Annotated in this window: 16 protein-coding genes, 4 pseudogenes and 1 other annotated feature; of the genes and pseudogenes, 8 read left to right on the top strand and 12 right to left on the bottom strand. The window is 54.4% G+C overall.

What is annotated here, in order from left to right; genetic code table 11:
- Positions 1–337 (bottom strand): annotated as a pseudogene (locus tag ACSFA3_RS20795) (hypothetical protein); the annotation flags it as partial.
- A gap of 1,218 nt (positions 338–1,555) precedes the next feature.
- Between ACSFA3_RS20795 and ACSFA3_RS20800 the strand changes: the two are divergent.
- Complete coding sequence (locus tag ACSFA3_RS20800; protein ID WP_435507407.1) at positions 1,556–2,014, top strand: H-NS histone family protein; 459 nt, start codon at positions 1,556–1,558, stop codon at positions 2,012–2,014.
- Between the two features lie 186 nt (positions 2,015–2,200).
- Positions 2,201–2,423, top strand: a pseudogene (locus ACSFA3_RS20805) (transposase); the annotation flags it as partial.
- 1,113 nt (positions 2,424–3,536) lie between these two features.
- On the opposite strand, the gene ACSFA3_RS20810 reads toward ACSFA3_RS20805, so the two are convergent.
- From ACSFA3_RS20810 to ACSFA3_RS20855, 10 genes are all read right to left on the bottom strand, one after another.
- Positions 3,537–3,860: a hypothetical protein gene (locus tag ACSFA3_RS20810; RefSeq protein WP_435507408.1), complete on the bottom strand. Its 324-nt coding sequence runs from the start codon at positions 3,858–3,860 to the stop codon at positions 3,537–3,539.
- A 652-nt stretch (positions 3,861–4,512) separates the two neighbouring features.
- Entirely contained in the window at positions 4,513–6,156 is a 1,644-nt protein-coding gene (locus tag ACSFA3_RS20815) for a histidine kinase famiy protein (protein WP_435507409.1), read from the bottom strand.
- 47 nt (positions 6,157–6,203) lie between these two features.
- Complete coding sequence (locus ACSFA3_RS20820) at positions 6,204–6,611, bottom strand: BLUF domain-containing protein (protein WP_435507410.1); 408 nt, start codon at positions 6,609–6,611, stop codon at positions 6,204–6,206.
- Between the two features lie 195 nt (positions 6,612–6,806).
- Positions 6,807–7,106 (bottom strand): response regulator, encoded by a 300-nt coding sequence (locus ACSFA3_RS20825; protein WP_435507411.1) that lies wholly within the window; start codon positions 7,104–7,106, stop codon positions 6,807–6,809.
- A gap of 226 nt (positions 7,107–7,332) precedes the next feature.
- Positions 7,333–7,758, bottom strand: coding sequence for a hypothetical protein (locus tag ACSFA3_RS20830; protein WP_435507412.1), 426 nt, complete (start codon positions 7,756–7,758; stop codon positions 7,333–7,335).
- 83 nt (positions 7,759–7,841) lie between these two features.
- The gene (locus ACSFA3_RS20835; protein ID WP_435507413.1) at positions 7,842–8,093 is read right to left on the bottom strand and encodes a GlsB/YeaQ/YmgE family stress response membrane protein; all 252 of its coding nucleotides are present in this window, start codon (positions 8,091–8,093) and stop codon (positions 7,842–7,844) included.
- A 15-nt stretch (positions 8,094–8,108) separates the two neighbouring features.
- Positions 8,109–8,513: a DUF3597 domain-containing protein gene (locus ACSFA3_RS20840; protein WP_435507414.1), complete on the bottom strand. Its 405-nt coding sequence runs from the start codon at positions 8,511–8,513 to the stop codon at positions 8,109–8,111.
- A 105-nt stretch (positions 8,514–8,618) separates the two neighbouring features.
- The gene (locus tag ACSFA3_RS20845; protein ID WP_435507415.1) at positions 8,619–9,026 is read right to left on the bottom strand and encodes a hypothetical protein; all 408 of its coding nucleotides are present in this window, start codon (positions 9,024–9,026) and stop codon (positions 8,619–8,621) included.
- A gap of 64 nt (positions 9,027–9,090) precedes the next feature.
- Positions 9,091–9,462: a hypothetical protein gene (locus ACSFA3_RS20850; RefSeq protein WP_435507416.1), complete on the bottom strand. Its 372-nt coding sequence runs from the start codon at positions 9,460–9,462 to the stop codon at positions 9,091–9,093.
- A gap of 16 nt (positions 9,463–9,478) precedes the next feature.
- Entirely contained in the window at positions 9,479–9,970 is a 492-nt protein-coding gene (locus ACSFA3_RS20855; protein ID WP_435507417.1) for a hypothetical protein, read from the bottom strand.
- A 177-nt stretch (positions 9,971–10,147) separates the two neighbouring features.
- Here ACSFA3_RS20855 and ACSFA3_RS20860 point away from each other — a divergent pair, with 177 nt between their 5' ends.
- The 4 genes and pseudogenes from ACSFA3_RS20860 (at position 10,148) to ACSFA3_RS20875 (ending at position 14,522) form a co-directional block, all read left to right on the top strand.
- Positions 10,148–10,693, top strand: a complete 546-nt coding sequence (locus ACSFA3_RS20860; RefSeq protein WP_435507418.1) for an RsbRD N-terminal domain-containing protein — start codon at positions 10,148–10,150, stop codon at positions 10,691–10,693.
- Positions 10,694–10,810: 117 nt separating this feature from the next.
- Complete coding sequence (locus tag ACSFA3_RS20865; protein ID WP_435507419.1) at positions 10,811–11,461, top strand: sensor histidine kinase; 651 nt, start codon at positions 10,811–10,813, stop codon at positions 11,459–11,461.
- A 275-nt stretch (positions 11,462–11,736) separates the two neighbouring features.
- Positions 11,737–12,258, top strand: a pseudogene (locus ACSFA3_RS20870) (IS66 family transposase); the annotation flags it as partial.
- A gap of 530 nt (positions 12,259–12,788) precedes the next feature.
- Positions 12,789–14,522 (top strand): ATP-binding protein, encoded by a 1,734-nt coding sequence (locus tag ACSFA3_RS20875; protein ID WP_435507420.1) that lies wholly within the window; start codon positions 12,789–12,791, stop codon positions 14,520–14,522.
- 133 nt (positions 14,523–14,655) lie between these two features.
- On the opposite strand, the gene ACSFA3_RS20880 is transcribed toward ACSFA3_RS20875, so the two are convergent.
- Positions 14,656–15,786 (bottom strand): sensor histidine kinase, encoded by a 1,131-nt coding sequence (locus tag ACSFA3_RS20880; RefSeq protein ID WP_435507421.1) that lies wholly within the window; start codon positions 15,784–15,786, stop codon positions 14,656–14,658.
- Positions 15,787–15,850: 64 nt separating this feature from the next.
- Between ACSFA3_RS20880 and ACSFA3_RS20885 the strand changes: the two genes are divergently transcribed.
- The gene (locus ACSFA3_RS20885; RefSeq protein WP_435507422.1) at positions 15,851–16,240 is read left to right on the top strand and encodes a response regulator; all 390 of its coding nucleotides are present in this window, start codon (positions 15,851–15,853) and stop codon (positions 16,238–16,240) included.
- A gap of 796 nt (positions 16,241–17,036) precedes the next feature.
- Positions 17,037–18,077, top strand: a pseudogene (locus ACSFA3_RS20890) (IS3 family transposase).
- Positions 17,179–17,295, top strand: a sequence feature (AL1L pseudoknot). It overlaps the preceding pseudogene by 117 nt.
- Positions 18,078–18,111: the final 34 nt, after the last annotated feature.

Consider the following 18,111-nt stretch of genomic DNA (forward strand, 5'->3'; position numbering starts at 1 on the left):
TCATCAGGACGCCGGAACCGTACGCAACTGCGGACGTCGACGTCAGCTTGAAGGAACCGCTCTGGCCCGTCAGCAGCGTCATGACCGTCGATGTGGAGGTCGTCGTCGTCGCGGCAGCAACAACTTGGCTCAACTCCGCCGGTACGTAACAAGATTTGGCAATGCCCGGTGCCGGGTCACCGAATAACTGATCACCGCAAACATAAGTTCCTGCGGCCAACGTCTTGCTATTGAAAGCACCGTTCCCTCCGTAGCTTACCGTCGAAACAGTAGAAAGTGCGAAAGATCCACTTTGACCGGTCAGTAACGTTGTCTGAGCAAAAGAAGCAAATGGCATGCTAATAACCAGCGCAGCAATTGCGTGAAGGGTAGAGTCAATTAATACTTTTGGCACAAAAACTTTCTATATCCAAAGGTTTTAAAAAATTACCGTGCAGGGCAGAGCCACAACCTAATCAAAGTCGTTCTAATTTTTTCTGACACACGCCAGATCTGAAGAAAAAACAAAGGACCTAACCCGATGTGAGAAGTCTCAACGTTTCATTTAAAAACTAGTCATTTAACAATGCGCACTGCTTCGGGCGATTTGCTTCATACAACATTGCTGTGTGCATGTGTGAAACCAAATTCGTTACAAACACCCTTCACGTAGTACTTACGCCTACAAGAAATGAAGGACGTTTCCTACGCTGAGGCCAATTGTGTTTGCAACGAGATATTTCGGCAAGTAATTTTGCAAACTATTTTTAAATTTTGTTGTAGCTCTTTAATATTGGCTATTTGGTACTAAAAATATAGTTTTGTATTACTCTGTGCGCTGCAACTAATTGCTTAACAGTTGCGGGCAAACAAAAAATGCCTACCAAAGAGTTACTATTCCAAGATCCAAGATGGTTTGGGGTTCATCCTTTGAGCAAGAAGCGCGTAAACGCGATGTGATTACGCGGATGCGAGCAGCCAGCGTGCTGGCTTTGCTCGTTACGCTGTTCGGGTACGGCGTCTTGTGAAGGCCAGCAGCACCGCACTCACCGCGGGCGAGGTGGGGGCATACAACCCGTGGTGTCGGTCTCGTAGGTGGTCACTGCAAGACGGTCATCGGCATACAGCGCTATCCACAGCGCATCTGCCTCGCCCGCAAGGCCGCGCTGTGCATGTGGATCGACAACGTGAGCTAATTTTTCAACTAGGCCGAGAAAAAAAGGCAGCAGCGAGGCTGGACAACTCTTCGACTTGGTGATGCCCGACTCGACTTCTTCGCCTGCGCCGGATTCGACATTGGCTACACCATCGCCTTACCGACGATAGGAAGTGAAAAGGTGGTCTACGGCCGTTCTGTTCCAAGGGCACGACGAGAGTACCCCGCCGCTGGCCAAGTCCGACTGGTTAGCGGCACGCCGCGCGCTACTTACACCCGATCAAGTCATGCATCTATGCGGAAAGCTTGTTGTGATGATCAAAGGCAAGCTGACCTACTGACTTGACAGACTGTTTTAGCTGAAAAACCTGGAATACGATGATCGGTTGATGCCGAACCATAGATGCTCGATCGTTTGCGATGCTGTCCTACGGAACGGTGAAGCAAGCTGTAAGAATTCTCAAAAAAGTATTGCTTCTGAAGCGGCGCTTGATTTATTTCGATAGAATCGTTGCAAATTCAAGGAAATTTATGACAGTCTCTCTTCAAGATCTCGCCGCTCAAATCAAAAAGAGTGAAGAACAAACCGCCCAGTTGCGCAAGCAAGCTGAAGAACTGCGCAATCACGAGCGCACCGGCATCATCGACCAAGTGCTGCAGCAGATCGCCGAATATGGCTTGACGGCAGCGGATTTGAAACTTGCAGGTCGTGTATCCAAAGTTGCTTCGACTTCGCAGAAGACTAACAAGACACCAGCGCCCGCCAAATATCGGGGTCCGGCTGGACAGACCTGGTCGGGTGGACGCGGCCGTAAGCCAGGTTGGATCACGGAAGCATTGGCTATAGGAAAGTCGCTTTCCGACTTCGAAATTTCCTAAAAAGAAAGCTGGGCATCGGATTTTCCCTAATATCTAAATGCAGCGAACGCTACCAAGTGTTTAGAAGTGATGCCTGTTTTATCTGAGTTGGCCCCTTCAGTCGAAAGACACGGTCTATCGCTTAACTCTAACGATAGGAATTGGACCGTAAGTACGACTAGCAATACGGATGCCATCGAGGTGTCCATGAGGGACCAGGGCCGCAGGCGCTGGTCCCTCGCAGAGAAGGCCGCACTGGTTCGCCAAAGCTATGAACCAGGTCCGAGCGTGTTGTTTTCTTACACGTCAGGAAGGCATTGCCGCCAACTTGTTGTTCTAGTGGCGCAATTTGGAGCGCCAAAGCGCGTTGATCTCAGTCTCCGCTTGTGAGGTTGTGGTGCCTGCGTCTGAACTCGCTGACGCAAGTGCTTGAAATGGCCGTCAACGCAAACTTTTAACGATCAGTACAAACAGCGCCAAAACGACTCCAAATCCTGTGAGGTATAGGCTATTCCGCCGCCACCCTTGTGCTCTCTGCTCCCTTTCTTCTAGTCGGCTGAAGTACGTTAGGCGATCGAGCTCGGACGGAGCACTATCCCAAAATTCAGTTTGCCGAGTCCTCGATTTTTTCTCCATTTATGTGCCCCAGCCTGCAGCTAATTTCAAACAACCACCGACAATTGGTAGGCATGCGGTGATGCAAAAAACAACGATCCAAACTCGTCGATTGGCAGAATCGTTTCGAAAATCTGATCCAGAAAGCTGGAGAGAAAAGTCTTCTGTGCGTTGAAGCTTTTCGTTCCACCAATGATCGCGTCGGCTGTATGATTTCATGTAACAAGTATATTCAGGTGTAATGCTTAAGATTTATTTTGACTCAGTGCATATTCCAAAAGCGTGATTTAGTGCACGAAATACTGCATCAAATGGTGTTGAGCTATGGCTGAGAATGTCGACTGGTATAGTCACTTCGAGAATCGCGTCGAGCGCTGCGCTAGCATCTCGGTCCATGACATTGAGCAGGCGAACTAAGCCAGTGCGTAGGACATCAGTTGGTGTGCCTTGTTGAGCAAGGTGCCGGAAGGTCTAACTCCTAGGAGTAGGCCTGCTCGAATTGCGCGTTCGATGTTTTGATCTTTAGCTTTTCTCGCTTGTGCATGGCGTCAAGAGCATTCGCGCCCAGGTGCATCGGCATACGCTCAAGCTGATGGATGAACTACTTCCAGTCGCGATGACGAAGTCAGCGCAAGGCACGTTGGAGATTTGATGTAGCCCTGCGTCAGCAACCAGAAACACGTGATAGACCCAACATTGGCGTTCAGAGTCATAGACACATCGGACCTTGATCTGGAAATCCAAGAAATCCGCTTCAGCGAGGACCTCATGTCCACGGTCGATCAGCTGCAGGTTTCGGACATGTTGATGCATGCAGGACTCCCTGTTTGAGTCCAAAGTATCGCTGTGCAGAACCTCACATAAGCGTCGAAACTTTTGGCCTAGGCCATATGCTTGAGAGGCGTTACCGAGGCAAGAAAGCGGTCACCTAGGCAGCCAGTCTTGCCATCTCTTCCGGACTCTCGATCACGAGCATCAGCGACGGCTGCTTCACACCGAGAAGGTGATTCACAGCGTACGTCATCCCCATGTTGGCAGCGCCGATGCGTGAAGCTGTCCGAAGTTGTGATGGGTCAGGGCTGAGACGTGTCGTGGCCTTTCCTTCTTCGACGAGAAATACGTTGTATGTCCAGCACCATTGATGCTGGACATACGTGCAACGCACGCGAATGCGGTGCTGCATGAAATCGGCTTCGGCCACCAGGTCCTCGCCCAACTCGACCATGCATAAATTTTGAACTGCTGAGTTCATCCAGCTTCCTTTGTGTAGTGCTGGAGTATTCACATGACCGTAGACAAAAGGTTTCAATTTTGGTAGGCGTCAGCTAAAAGACTTGCGTTATGTCAACTCCTTCACGAAATCTGAATGGTCACGTAGGAGCACGCCGATTGTTCACAAAGAGCAGATTTAATCCCAATGTTGTTTACAGCGGGGCATTGTTACCACTTCGCAATAAGTAGCTCAGAAATTTCTTTTAGCCAAAGTGTCGGCTTGCAGGGCTTTGGAAATTCAATCCTGTCTCGTGCCACGTCCACTCCAAAGTCATTGATGCTTGGTCGTATGGTTGCTTGCAAGCTTTAAGTCTAGGCAGTAAATCCTCTAAATTCGCCGCATATCGCATATATCCACGCCTCTATCGCAGTTCTTTTCCTCGCAGGTCAACGCGCCTTGCCACGCCGCGTCAGAACGTATTACCCCTAGATTATTCTGTTAATCTCATTAAAAGCATCTGATCGCCCATTTAAATGCGGGACCGTCGCGGTCGTTTGCTTTTTCATCATCGCCTGAAATGAATACGGCTAAATCCTAGCCGTTAATGGCGGGACGTTGTTGTCAACATCGTTGGAGACCGCCCGCTCAGGCCCGACTTTTCAAATACGTTTTGCAGTGCATAGCAGAGAGTTCATGGCGTCGTGTGCACACTGTCCAAGACATGGCGTACACGCCGTGCAAGATCAGACAGGCGGTAGGGTTTTTTCAAGATCTCAAACTCGGAGCCTTCATCCTTGTTCATACCGTCGGACGCGCCGGCATATCCCGTGGTGAGCAAGATCCGAATGCGTGGTACGCGTTTGCGCATCTCCCTCGCCAAACCAAAGCCGTTAATGCCACCGGGCATAATCAAGTCCGAGAACAACAGGTCCGGTGTCCACTCATGCCGGTGATCGCGCTCGAGATCAAGCGCCTCCCTTGCGCTTGCAGCGACGAAGACTTTGTAGCCAAGGCCTTCCAGCATGTCTCGCGATAAGGAGGCTACCTCCAGGCGGTCATCGACCACCAAGACTGTTTCTGTGCCTCCTCTGTCGGCAGAACGCGTTGACAGCTGAGCTGCAGGCTTCACCATCCGGCCTGAGCGCGGAAAGTACATCCGCACCGTGGTGCCGACACCGACCTCCGAGTAGATGTCGACCGTGCCACCCGACTGCTTGGCAAAGCCATAGACCATGGACAGGCCCAGACCGGTGCCCTTGCCTTCTTCCTTGGTGGTAAAGAACGGGTCCATCACGCGTTTGATGATGTCTGGGGGAATGCCAGTACCTGTGTCCGCCACGGCCAGGGCCACGTATTGTCCAGGTGGTAGACCCGCAAATGAATGCGTGTCCTGAGCTTCAACCTCGATGTTGCGTGTTTTCAAGATGATCTTGCCACCAGCGGGCATGGCGTCGCGCGCATTGACCAGGATGTTTAGCAGCGCCGTTTCAAGCTGCGTCGCGTCCAGTTGGCAGTTACCCAAGTCGTCGGCCAACTGCGTCTTTAATTCGATGCCTTCGCCCAGCGTGTCCATCACCAGGTTCGTCAATTCGCCTACCAAAGTATTCAGGTTGACTAGGCGACCTTGCAGGCGCTGTTTTCGCGAGAAGGCCAGCAGCTGCTGAGTAAGCGTCGATGTCTTTCCGATCGCACTGCGAATATTGACCAGTCCACGCTCCAGCGCCGCATCGGTGATCGAACCCGCCTTGCGTCGAACCTCGAGCAGTTCGACATGCCCGGACATCACCTGCAGCAGGTTGTTGAAGTCGTGTGCGATGCCGCCGGTGAGCTGGCCCAACGCTTCCATTTTTTGCGCCTGGCCCAAAGCTGCTTCGGCATCGCGACGTCGCGTGATATCAAGCTGCGATGCGAAGAAGTACACCAGCTCTTTGTTCTGGTTGAAGATGGGAGAGATGTACAGCGCATTCCAGAAACTTGTACCGTCCTTGCGGTAGTTCAGGAGCTCCAAGCTGATCTCGTGCCGGTCCTGGATCGCTTCGCGAATCGCTGCTACGCTGGAGGGGTCTGTATCGGCGCCTTGCAGAAACCGACAGTTATGACCCATGGTTTCTTCGACTCTGTACCCCGTCATTGAAAGGAAGACCCGGTTGACGAATACGATCGGGTTGTCAGGCAGGCGTGGATCGGTCACCATCATGGGCATGCGGGTTGTCTCGATCGCAGCAAAGAAGATGTCGTCTCGGTGCCCAGGAATGGACAGATCGCCAGAATCTGCCACCGACACTTCGGGCGGCGACGAATTCTTGATAGGCGGTTTTTCAGAATGACTTTGCATTGGCAAATTTAGAAGAGTGGGCGGAAGGTCAGACACAAGACGCCGAGCTAGCGGCACTCGCCCGTATGCGCCATCGCGTAGAATAAGGCGCCCATCGAGGCGCCATCGAGGTGTTTAAGGGGATCGTTGTCCGAGACCAGCGTTTTCATTAGCAGGCCTGCGCATGTCGACTCGGGAAGCCAAGCCATCGACCAGCCGCTGTAGACCCGGCCTGAGATCGGCCGCTGATCGAGCAGCCGACATTTTGTGTGACGACAGTCGAGTGAGATCCGTTGGTAAAGACTGCCAACGACCGCCTTTTCGCCTTCAAGACACTGCACAAACCGGTCGCCTGAGAGGTACAACGCACCGGTTACGCCGAGGCGTGCGTTGTTGATTCGTGAGTGATCAAGCAAATCCGACGCTTCGCTGGTTGTACACCGCGATTGACTGCAATAAATGATCCGGAAAAGCATGAGCTAGTAGACAAATGCCACTACTGCTCAGCTGTGCGATTCCTTCAGATTGGGATGTAAGGAAACGTCAAGAGAGCATTGATCTGCAGCATGTCGCCTAGCTATTTTGCGAGAGCCCAAAGAGGCAGATGTGCCTCAGATACCTCGCCTCGTGCTCTGTCTGCAGAAGCAGCATCTGCCTCTTGTCTGACCGGATCAATCGCCGAAGGTGCTTGCGGTATCTGTGTTCGACGCCAATCCATCAAATGCAGGTTCATTCAACATCGTCCGGACCTTGTTGGCCAAGGCATCGACGCTGAAAGGTTTCGCCAGCATGTCCATGCCCTGACCTAAGAATTCGTTTCTGGTCTCTGCCTTGTTGGCATAGCCGGTGACGAAGAGCACTTTTAAGCACGGTCGGCGCGCACGCGATATCTTGGCCAACTGGCGACCATTGGTGCCAGGCAGACCGACGTCGGTGACCAGCAATGTTGCCGCCGAAGTTGAAAGAGCCACTTTGACCAGTTTGCCTACCGTCGACTAAGCCGCAAAAATGTGGCTACCGCCGCTCCTGCCTTGCCTCGCAAGTGTTGACGCGGCTCAGTAGAACGCTGGCAGCGTGGCTCATTTCGGCGTTGGCGCTAACGAGCACATCCGAACTGAAATCAGCAACGAACTTCGATGACGCATCGAAAACTGCGTTGGTATAAAGAAATGTGTTGTAGCGTCGACGGACGCGCTCCTATCCGCGCGTGGCGTTTTCTTTCATCTTTGCCAACGTCACCGCCAGCGCAGCGCCTCCGAGCATTTTGATCAAGCCGGCATGCTGCCCATAGAACTGGCTCACCTGATCAATCACACCGGGTTGCGTCTTGTCTGCATGAGCAGCAATTTCGGAGACTTGGCTTGGCGACAGCTGCGAAGCCTGGTCGGGCGTGATTTGAGTCTGTCCCGGGGCAAGGATGCGTCCAAGTACGCCGCCAGCAATTCCTGAAAATGCAGCTGGTCCTAAAGAGCCTAAGATCTGGTTCAACACACCTGCCTGTTGCGTCGACGATGAGTGTCCAAAAAGTTGGCCAACCATGTCGCCAAAAGCCGGCGTCTGGTCGGACTTCATTGCACCAGCGAGACCAGCACCCAACTCGTCATTCGACGCTTTTTGCGCCACTTGGTCGAAATGTGCCTCCGGGTGTTACCTTGCAGTGAATTTTGCAATATATCCATCAAGCTCATGATTACTCCTTAAGCGACTTAACGCCGACTGCCCACAACAAGTCCGTAAACCACCAGTACCACGATGGCACCAAGGATTGAAGCGATAAAACCAGCACCGGCACCTACGGTGTACCAGCCCATTGCTTGGCCCAAGTAAGTGGCCAACAAAGAGCCTGCGATCCCAAGCACTGCCGTCAAGATGAATCCCATCGACTGATTTCCCGGAAGTATTGCGCGAGCAACTAGTCCAGCAATGAAGCCGATCAATATGGTCCAGATGAATCCCATGACTTGATGCTCCGGTCAGTCTTTGAGGTCAGCAGGCACTTTGCCGCCGTTGGCTGCCACTTTTGTCATGACTTGACGGTGCAACCATTGGTTCATCGTTGCAGAGTCGTTCATGTCGCCGCTGTAATGCAGCTCCTGTGCGAGTTCTTTTCGTGAAGCCAGTGAGCTATCAAGGCCAAGCAGCTTCATCAAGTCAACAATCGACGCTTTCCAGTTGAGTTTCTCCGCAGACTTGGCAGTCATGGCATCAAGCATCTGTTCGACATCCACTTCAGCCATCGCGCTCGGAGCGTTTGAAGGCGCCGTTGGTGCAGTACCTCCAACGGTTGCGGTCGCAACCGGCGTAGCGAGAGTCGTAGGCACATTCGCGGCATGCGATAACGGGAAAATTTTGCTAAATATACTGTTAATAATTCCCATAATTAAGCCTCTTTTGTTTAAATAAATAGTTAGATGTTTTTAAAAACCGCAACTGCTTTTACGTTCGTGAGAAACGTTGTCGAAGTGAATATTTCATGCCGTTTCCTAATTGTGCATAGCGGACTCCGCATCCTTCGGATTCAAACGCACATCGTTCTTCTGCGCAGAATGCACCAGCTGCATCGCAAGTTTAGGAATGGCAGGCGTTCGGATCAACACTGCAGCCAGTGACGAGAGCGACAGCAGTCGCCACGGCCTTAGTAGATAGATCAAAGCGCCTGTGCCTGCTCCCACCGCGATGATTACCGCTGGGTTCTTCCTTGCATAAAGCCGTAAGGCAGGCTGCACAATCTGCAATGCCAAGTTCAACGGGCGCTTGGACCACCAATCACCTATCGTTTTTTTGCTCAGTACCATCCACAGAGATTGCTGTTTGACAGGTGGTTCGTCAACGGCCAACCCAGCGACGGCAACATCGGCGGCTAAGAAAACGTCTGCTCTTGAAGGCGTCATTGCAACACCCATCTCACGCAAAAGCGCCAAACGAGATGCGGCCAGACTGCTCTTCGCACTTGTCTCACTTATTTGAGCCTCCTGCGAGTCGCATCGCCGCCATATCAGCGTCAAACTGCACTTTCATCTCAAGTACACCCTCGGCAACACCCGGACGGGTCGCCAGATAGCCGCCGATTGCCGCAATTACAAATGTGAGCCCAGGGACGATCAGCAGAATCCTGGCAAATCCGTTAAGGGCACCAAGCATGAACGCGACGCCTGAAAAGCCAAGCGCGAGCGGCAGGGCGATAGCCACGACCACACCGCCAACGGCCCGAACAACCAGTCCACGGACAGTTTGCGAAACCTCTTCTCTGGCCAACGCGATGTAGTTGCTTGCATGATCCGCAAGCAGGTCCGGTCTGCGCAACGCAGCTGAAAATATGGGGTGCACGTGTCTCCCTGACTTGCTAGCGCCGACGGAAGATGCCGATCAGTGCAGCTGTAAGCACGGCACTGCCGATGGCAGCGTACTTGACGGCGCGCATGGGATCTTCGTTCACGTAGCCTGTTGCAGTCGATATGGCAGACTGGTACTGCTCATGCACATCGCGAACTTTCTTGCCTGCGGCATCGACAGCGTTTTTTGCATAATCACGCGTCGCGTCGATGGCCTTCTCACTCGACTGCTTCGCCTTGTTGACCAGGTTCGAAGCGGCCTGCTTAGTATCGTCCGTAATATCGGAGAGCTTTTCCTTCACATCGGTGGCAACGTCGGCTGCCTTGTTTTTGGCGTCGTCCGACATCACGCTTACCTGATCCTTGACGTCGCGGGCGGCGTCAGATGCCTTGTTGGCGGCTTGCTCTACGTCCTTTTGGGCTCCTCCCCCAGTCGATAGGCCCGACGAGCCCGAGTCCTTAGGCGCGTTGATATTGGAAGGATTTGGGTTGTTGTAGTCCATGCTGATCGCCTGAAAGTTCGAGGTGGTCGCTCACGAAGTTGTGAACTACATGAGCGTTTCGAGAAATGCCGAAACGACAGATGCTGTTGTCAACATTCTTTGCGTGCGTCTCTTTCCATGCCGACGCTTTGTCATCATCTGGCTCATCGCGCAAACAAGGTCGTTCAAAAAAGTTCCATGGCACATCCTCTCCTTAGTCTTCTTGCAGCGCATCTGGCATCCCGACGCGACGAAATACTGCGGTCCTGGCGGGATGCGATTCGCAAAGACGCTCTGCTCACCGCTGGCGACGCTCTGCCAAAAAGACAACTCAATGACCACGTCCCAGCGGCACTTGATGGTTTCGAGCGAAAGCTCAATGCCATGGCAACTGGGGCCGATGCTGGGACAGAAGTCACACGCATCATCGATGCAGCCGGCGCGCATGGGTTACATCGTTGGCAGCAAGGCTATGACCTGAGACAGGTCATGCGCGAGCTGGGCCACCTCAATCGACTGCTGGTCACGGAAATCGATCGGTTCTCGATAGAGGTAGCCCAATGTGAACCGTTGGTACTGTCTGAAGCACGACAGGCTTGGGCGGAGGCGTATTCAAGCGGTGTCGAAGAAAGCGCCAACCAATTTTTTAACATGCAGCAGATTGAAGCCAATAGCCACATTGCCGATCTCGAACACGCGGCTCGAGATGTATCGGAGATTGAGGCTCGTCGCAACGAATTCTGAGAACAGATCGCACATGACCTGCGTGGCAATGTCGGCGTAGTTGCCAGTGCCAGTCAGGGCATCAAACGATCCAAAGCAAAATCAGGTGGCGCGGCAAAGCAAAGAGACTTTGCTCTGATGCTTGATAAAAATGTGCAGTCGCTTCGTGTAATGCTCGACGACATTACGGGTTTGACCAAACTTCAGGCTGGTAAAGAATTTCGACGATTAGAGACTGTCGAAATCAGTGAACAGCTGAATGAATTGTGCGCTGGTCTGACAGCATTCGCAGACGAGCGTGGTCTTGCGCTTACTTACCAGGGATGTCAGCAACTGGTGGTCATGGCCGATACGACGAAAATTCGCCGTATTGCCCAGAACCTGATCCTGAACGCGCTTAAATACACTGAATCGGGTGGCGTTGATGTGAGTTGGCATCGGATGGAAATGCCGCAAGACCTGCGTTGGGTTTTACAAGTCCAGGATTCAGGACCTGGCATGGACCCCGACACACGTTCCCCACTTGCTAATGCACTGATTGCTGCGACTAAAGTTGACCAGACAACAGTTATGCCCTCACCTGTGCAGATTGCGAATGTTCATGTTTTGAAGAACCAAGATTCACACGTTCCTCGCATGAACGCGGGCGAAGGCTTAGGACTATCCATCGTAAAGCGCTTGGCTGATTTGCTGGATGCAACAATTGAACTTAGGACTGAAATCGGCGGAGGTTCGACTTTTAAAATTTATCTACCAACGTCTTACGCGAGACCGGAAGTCGAAATTTAAAATATTTATAATTCAACTCTGTCACAATATCCTAAAAACTCAGAGGTCAGTTTTCTAATATCTTTTATGGCCTGTTAAACGAGAATGCGACGATTTAACAGGGTGTTAAAATACTCTCCGTCCGAAACGTACCATCTCCGCCGGGCGAGCGGTCGTTTTTCAGATGGTGCGTCGGAACACGAATTTCAGACGCATTTTGCTAATTTGAATGGTTTTTGAGGCCCTTTGCGCACGTCAGTGCATCTGTGGGCGGATTTGCCCTGGACGAGCCCGGCGCATCTGACTTCCCCGCAGGCGAGTCGGCGCAGACCGGCGCCGGCCAACGCAAGCGCCCCGCACGCAAGCCGCTGCCCGATCACCTGCCGCGCGAGACGCTGGTGCACCAGCCATCCAACATCGAGCGATGTGCCTGCGACGGCTGCAACGGTGTGCTGCGCCTGCTTGGCCAGGACGTGGCCGAGGTGCTGGAGATCGTGCCGGCGCGCTTCGTGGTGGTTCGTCATGTGCGGCCGAAATACACCTGCACGAAGTGCCAGACCAACGTTCAGGCGGACGCGCCCGGCAGGCCCGTCGCGCGTGGCCTGGCCGGCCCCGGCTTGCTGGCACATGTCCTGGTGAGCAAGTACGCCGATCACCTTCCGCTGTACCGCCAAAGCGAGATCTACGCCCGCGAGGGCGTCGAGCTGAAGCGTTCCACCCTGGCCGGCATGGTGGGCGGCGCTGCTGCGCTGCTCGAGCCGTTGCTCGGCGCACTGGAGCGCCATGTCCTTGCCGCCGACAAGCTGCACGGCGGCGAACCGTTCTGGAACCGTCTACTGCTCGGGCCTGTAAATGGAGCTGATGGCGAACTGGCTTACTTTTTCGCTAGCCAAGTTGATGTCACGCTCGAACGAGAGCGCCTGAGTGGACTTGAGGATGCCAACGCTGCGCTGATTGCGGAGTTGGCAGATCGAGTGCGTGCTGTCGAAATGGGTGAAGCACGTCTGCTTGCTGCGACCGCTGCAGCGGACCTTGGCATCTGGCACCTCGATTTGGCTACGCGGGCACTTTATGCCTCTCAGCACTGCAAGTTGAACTTCGGCCGAAGCGCCACTGCTCCTTTTTCATATCAGGAGCTGCTCGAAGCAGTGCATCCCGATGATCAGGAGCAAATGCGCAGTGCGGTCGCACAGACCATTGAGACGGGAGTTGACTACCGAATCGAGACCGCATCGTACGGCCGGACGGTCAGCTCGCCTGGGTCCGAATTCAGGCACGCCGCGAGCGCTCTGCCGAAGGACAGCCACTGCAACTGGCAGGTGTGTCCCAAGACATTACGAACGAGATGATGGGCCGCCGTCGCGCCGAACTTTTACAAACGCTTGATCGGGACGTCTACGGTGCACACGATGATCCCAACGAGATTGCATATCGTGCGATGGAGGCCCTGGGACGTGTCCTCGATGTGAGCCGTGCAGGCTATGGCACCATCGACAAGAAAGCGGAAACTATCACGATCGAACGCGACTGGAACGCTCCCGGCATAACGACTCTTGCAGGAACCTTGAAGTTTCGGGAGCACGGCAGCTACATCGACAACCTCAAGCGAGGAGAAACGGTCGTCTTTGCCGATGCGCGTATTGACCCTCGTACCTGCGATTACGCGGACACCTTGATCGCCATCAGTGCGCAGTCGGCGATCAACATGCCGGTCAGCGAAGACGGCGACTTTGTCGCGCTGTTGTATCTGAATCACGCAACGGCACGGCCCTGGACAACAGAGGAACTGGATCTGGTTCGAGAGGTTGCGCATCGCACCCGGCAAGCCGTCGAACGGCGACGCGCAGAACAAGACCTGCGTGATCTGGCCGCTTCACTGGAACGTCAGGTTCAGGAGCGCACAGCCGAACTGATGAAGAGTGAGGCCACGCTGCGCCAGTCGCAGAAGATGGAGGCTGTGGGCCAATTGACAGGTGGTTTGGCGCACGATTTCAACAATCTGCTGGGCGCCATCTCCGGAAGTCTTGAACTGCTCAAACGCAAGGTCCAGGACGACGTCACGATCGGCCGGTATGTCGACATCGGGCAGACGGCAACGAAGCGTGCTGCGGCACTGACGCACCGGTTGCTTGCCTTCTCCCGTCAACAAACGCTGGAGCCCAAGGTCATCAGCGTCAACCGTCTGATCACCGAATTTGAAGTGCTGATCCGACGAACCCTTGGTCCAGAAATCTCATTCGAAGCAGTGACCGGTATCGACATCTGGCCGGTAAGCGTCGATCCGAGTCAGTTGGAAAACGCCATCTTGAATCTGTGCATCAATGCGCGAGACGCCATGCCCGATGGCGGACGTCTGGTTGTGGAGACAGCAAACCGGTCTTTGGACAGACACACGGCCAGCGCGCTGCAACTGGTCCCCGGCCAGTACATATCCGTCTCTGTGAGCGACAACGGCACCGGCATGCCCGCCGACGTGATCGCACGAGCCTTCGATCCGTTTTTCACCACAAAGCCGATCGGCTTGGGCACAGGCTTGGGCCTTTCGATGGTCTACGGATTTGCTCGCCAGTCAGGTGGTCACGCGCGGATCTACTCTGAAGAGGGATCGGGCACCAACGTCTGCATGTACCTGCCACGTCACCATGGCGAACTTGACGAAGCGGAGAGCCTTGTGAATCAAGCGCCGTCGATGGTCATAACGGATGGCGGGGAAACCGTATTGGTTGTCGACGACGAGGCCTCCGTGCGCACACTGATGGCCGAAGTCTTGAGCGGATTGGGATATCGCGTCCTTGAAGCGGAGGACGGCCCTGCTGCAATCAAGATCCTGCAGGCAAACCGCTTTGTGAAGTTGCTGGTCACTGATGTTGGCTTGCCGGGCGGCATGAACGGTAGGCAAGTCGCCGATGCGGCCCGGCTGCTGATACATGAACTTCGAATTTTGTTCGTGACCGGTTACGCCGAAAACGCCGCGCTGAGCCATGGCCATCTTCCGCCAGGCATGCAAGTACTGACGAAGCCTTTCGAGCTTTCTGCATTTGGACAGCGAGTACAGACCCTGCTCAGCTCGATCAAGGCTTGATACACGCTGTGAGATCCACATTTATGCGATTGCGTGGACACCCTGTCAGTTGACCGTATCGCCACACACTAGCGAATCGACGCAATGGGTCGACGTGTGTGCACTGCACCCTAGCTCAGTGAAACCGTTCTCTTCAATCGCAGAGTTTCGTTGGCGCTACCTTAGGCAGTGTCATCGTAAATTTCACTCGATGGGAGATACACGATCCATGCACGTCGCCGCCGTGCACTTTCGCGATCTGTTTGACGATGAACAGACCCAGGCCGAGGTTCGAACGGTCCGACTCAGGACCCTTGGCGGCCCCGCGCCGGAGTGGTTCGAAAAGCTGCTCCATCTCGTTGGACGTGATGTCGTGCGCCGTGGCGTTTTCCACGCTTATGCGTACCTCTGCGTCGTCGCCCTCAATCCTGACGATCACGCGCTCCGCCCGAACCCCATGTTTCACCGCATTTGTCACGAGGTTGCCCAGTGCTTCACGCACTCTAGAACCGTCGAAATCGCCTCGGTTGTTTCCCTGAGATACCACCTCGATTCTGGCGTTGGGTAACGCAGCGCGCTGCATCTCCAGCTCTTCAATGCACGTAATTTCGAGGTCGATCGGCAGGCGCTCGATTTGCATCCCACTGGTCAGGCCGGCTACGTTGTATTGCAGAAGCGAGTCCATCAGCGATGCCATCCGCCGGGTGCTTTTTGACAGCGTCGCAGTGGGCAGGCCTAGTTCGACCGGCGCCTTGGCCGCGATCAGTTCGGCAGTCAGTGCAATAGCATTTAATGGGCCGCGCAGGTCGTGCCCGAGGACCCCCAGGAAGATCTGTTGCCAGCGTTCTACCTCGCCCGCATAGGTACGCACCGATTCGGCCAGCGCTTGGTCGATCGCTTCGTTGAAACGACCCACGTCGCGCACGGCATCCGGCCCATGACGCGCGTGGTCTGCCCAGAGGCGGAGAACACAAGAACGCAGGGATCGATATTCGGCAAAGACCTGTTCGATTTTGAGACCGCTGCGTGCGCGCATGACGCCATGAATCTCTGCAGCCGATTCACTCGTTCCCATGGCCGATGAGAGGCCATGTGACTTGTCAATCGACTCCATCCTACTTTGCGCTGTGCGTAAGTCTTTCGAGATCGCAGCAAGGACCGACGGCAGATGGTCTTTGAGTGTTGCTTCGTCTTCGTCCTTTAATCTCAGGATCGTTCTGGCGTATGCGATCGACTCAGCCAGGATGTCGTCTTTCGCAGTTTCTAGGAATTCGGCAATCTGCATACTGTGTTTTAACCTGAAGTGGATAACGACCGACTCTTTGCATTTTCAAAGGGATAAAAGAAAAATGACACAGCCTTTTGAACTATTGCTACTCGACGACGAACCCTGTATAGCCGACATGATGTCTGAGTTGTTGGCGCTCTATTTTCCGCAGGCAGCGATCCGGGTGGCTTACAGCGGAGAAGATGCGGTCAAGCTGGCCAAGGAAAGAAGGCCCAGCGCAGCAGTTTTCGATCTTGAGATGGTCGGCATGGGTGGTGCAAATGCCGCACGGGAACTACGCAAGTGCTGGCCGGATGTGCCGCCGCTGTTGTTGGTAGCGCTGTCCGGCAATCTCGTCAAGCTTGAAAACCTTCGGCGGAATGGGCCATTTGACCATTTGCTGAGCAAACCGGTTGACCTTCCTACATTGGTCAAACTTTTAGATGATCAAGATCGGTCAAGAACAGACTGAGCTTGCATGTCGCCCTTGGCCTTATCAGGAGACTTGACCGCATCGAAGTGACGAAAATTTAGGCCCAAACCATCATTCTCATGAGCCCATTGTGGAGTGGACTTGAACGCGTTTGACATGCAAGTCTGGGTTGCATGCCGCTCCATCTGACTGCTTGTGGCCGATACCTGCTGCTCGGTTGTCACTTTTCAAATCCAAAGCTGGTTATGGATCTCGAGTTGGGTAGGTTACGCCGGCAGGGTTAACACTTACACGGCAACAAGCCCTGGAGGTAGCAACGACACGTCGATACGCTTTCGTGCACAGGGCGTTGTGCCCGCCACTGCGAAGCCTATTCCGACACGATTATTGATTTCATGAAAGCCGTTTTCCAGTCGTCACACGCCACAGATCTATTCGCTATCGCAGCCGCGGCGCTGCCGGTCGCGGCAATGGGGATATCCAGCATGTTGGACCAGTCCATGCGCCGCCCTTCTCTGGCGGGAATTTTGATTCGTTCCGTTCAGCTGGCTTTCTAAGACTCTTGTGAGTAACAACGAACTAGGTTTAAAAAAAACAGCGCGATGCCGATGCATTTAAAAAAGCTCGATGTGTGTCCGCTACACCCAAGTGAATCGCCCAGGATTTTTAAGGAGGGTCAACACTCTGAGAGGATTCAGCCATGAAGAAGTGGAACAAGTTCGTACCCGAGGTCCGTGGGAGTGCCGTGAGGATGGTGCAAGAGCACCGTGGGGAGTACTCGTCGTTGTGGGCGGCCATAGAGTAGATCGCGCCGAAGATTGGATGTGTGCCGCAAATGCTGCATGAATGGGTCAGGTGCGTGGAGGTCGACAGCGGTGTGCGCGAAGGCGTGACGACCAGCGAGTCCAGCAGATGAAGGAGTTGGAGCGCGAGAACAAGGAACTGCGCGGAGCCAACGAGATACCTAAGGTGGCCAGCGCGTTTTTCGCCCAGTCGGAGCTCCACCGCCGACTCAAGGCCTGAAGAATTTCATCGACGAGGATCGTCATGCCTACGGGGTCGAGCCGATTTGCAAGGCGCTTCAGATCGCCCCGTCAGGTTGTTGGCGGCAGGCGGCGCCGGTACGTGAGCCGCTCAGATGCTGCGCCAAAGCACACCGCGACGATGCCATCATGCCGGCGATACAGCGCATTTTGCAAGCCAACATGCACGTCTACTGCGCCAACCAGGTCTGGCGCCAGTTGGCTCGTGAAGGCACGGTCGTGGCGCGATGCACCGTCAAGCGGTTAATGCGCCGGCTCGGGTGGCGCGGTGTGATGTGCGGCAAGGTTGTTCGCACGACGATCAATGACGCCAAGGCGACGTGCCCGCTGGACAGGGTCAACCGGCAGTTCCGAGCCGAGCGATCGAACCAATTGTGGGTCTCTGACTTCACGTACGTCTCGACGTGGCAACGGTGGCAATACGTCGCCTTCATCATTGATGCCTTCGCCAGGCGCATCGCGGGCTGGCGCGTTAGCAGTTCGATGCGCACGGACTTCGTGCTCGATGCTCTTGAGCAGGCTCGGTATGCACGCCAGCCAAAGCGCGATCGCAGCTCATCGTTCACTCCTACCGCGGCTCGCAATACGTTTCCATCCGCTACAGCGAGCGGTTGGCCGAAGCCGGCGTGGAACCGTCGGTCGGCAGCTATGACAACGCCCTGGCCGAGACCGTCAATGGCCTCTACAAGGCCAAATTAATCCACCGCAGGGCGCCCTGGAAGACCAAGGAATCCTTGGAACTTGCGACGCTCGACTAGGTGTCTTGGTTCAACCACCACCGTGTGCTGGAGCCCATCGGGTACATCCCACCTGCTGTGGCTGAGGCAAACTAAACGGCATTTCGCCGATCAGTTCGCCATACCGGCC

This window comes from Variovorax glucosi, assembly GCF_051216695.1.
Taxonomy (GTDB): Bacteria; Pseudomonadota; Gammaproteobacteria; order Burkholderiales; family Burkholderiaceae_C; genus Variovorax.

Bases quoted from the DNA above. Each gene is read 5' to 3' on its own strand.
- ACSFA3_RS20800 (WP_435507407.1), top strand. From the start codon at position 1,556: ATGCTGTCCTACGGAACGGTGAAGCAAGCTGTAAGAATTCTCAAAAAA.
- ACSFA3_RS20810 (WP_435507408.1), bottom strand. From the start codon at position 3,860: ATGAACTCAGCAGTTCAAAATTTATGCATGGTCGAGTTGGGCGAGGAC.
- ACSFA3_RS20815 (WP_435507409.1), bottom strand. From the start codon at position 6,156: ATGCAAAGTCATTCTGAAAAACCGCCTATCAAGAATTCGTCGCCGCCC.
- ACSFA3_RS20820 (WP_435507410.1), bottom strand. From the start codon at position 6,611: ATGCTTTTCCGGATCATTTATTGCAGTCAATCGCGGTGTACAACCAGC.
- ACSFA3_RS20835 (WP_435507413.1), bottom strand. From the start codon at position 8,093: ATGGGATTCATCTGGACCATATTGATCGGCTTCATTGCTGGACTAGTT.
- ACSFA3_RS20840 (WP_435507414.1), bottom strand. From the start codon at position 8,513: ATGGGAATTATTAACAGTATATTTAGCAAAATTTTCCCGTTATCGCAT.
- ACSFA3_RS20845 (WP_435507415.1), bottom strand. From the start codon at position 9,026: ATGACGCCTTCAAGAGCAGACGTTTTCTTAGCCGCCGATGTTGCCGTC.
- ACSFA3_RS20855 (WP_435507417.1), bottom strand. From the start codon at position 9,970: ATGGACTACAACAACCCAAATCCTTCCAATATCAACGCGCCTAAGGAC.
- ACSFA3_RS20860 (WP_435507418.1), top strand. From the start codon at position 10,148: ATGGCACATCCTCTCCTTAGTCTTCTTGCAGCGCATCTGGCATCCCGA.
- ACSFA3_RS20865 (WP_435507419.1), top strand. From the start codon at position 10,811: ATGCTTGATAAAAATGTGCAGTCGCTTCGTGTAATGCTCGACGACATT.
- ACSFA3_RS20875 (WP_435507420.1), top strand. From the start codon at position 12,789: ATGGGCCGCCGTCGCGCCGAACTTTTACAAACGCTTGATCGGGACGTC.
- ACSFA3_RS20880 (WP_435507421.1), bottom strand. From the start codon at position 15,786: ATGCAGATTGCCGAATTCCTAGAAACTGCGAAAGACGACATCCTGGCT.
- ACSFA3_RS20885 (WP_435507422.1), top strand. From the start codon at position 15,851: ATGACACAGCCTTTTGAACTATTGCTACTCGACGACGAACCCTGTATA.